1 protein-coding gene is annotated in these 431 nt (G+C 58.9%); it reads right to left on the minus strand.

The window, feature by feature from the left end; translation table 11 throughout:
• On the minus strand, window positions 1-238 hold a 238-nt coding region (locus FCS21_RS16380), incomplete at its 3' end, for an alcohol dehydrogenase catalytic domain-containing protein (protein ID WP_171035746.1).
• Window positions 239-431 lie beyond the last annotated feature (193 nt).

The raw sequence follows: 431 nt of genomic DNA on the forward strand, positions 1-431 counted from the left end.
TGAATTTCTTCACATTGCCCCCCACCGCCGTCACGCGGCCGACGATTTCGTGGCCGGGTACCGACGGGTACATGGTGTTGTTCCACTCGTTACGCGCGGTGTGCAAATCGGAGTGGCACACGCCGCAGTAGAGGATGTCGATCTGTACGTCGTCCGCCCCCGGCGCGCGGCGCTCGAAGGTAAAAGGCTTGAGGGCGTCCGTAGCGTTCCGGGCGGCGTAGCTGTAGGTCTTGGCCATTTCGTTCACCTGTGTGATCTGACGGTAGAGGTCAGTGGACCAGCATAGACGCTGAACCGTTCAACCGAGCACGTTTGTACAATTTCCATCGCGTCCCTGCCCCTAACCTCACGGCTTTCAATCCCGTAGAAGTGCTGGAGAGTGGGCATGGGCAGCAAAGCAATCAAGGTATCTGTGGCATTGACGCTGCTGG

The organism is Colwellia ponticola (genome assembly GCF_005885605.1).
In the GTDB taxonomy this organism is placed as follows: domain Bacteria; phylum Pseudomonadota; class Gammaproteobacteria; order Enterobacterales; family Alteromonadaceae; genus Colwellia; species Colwellia ponticola.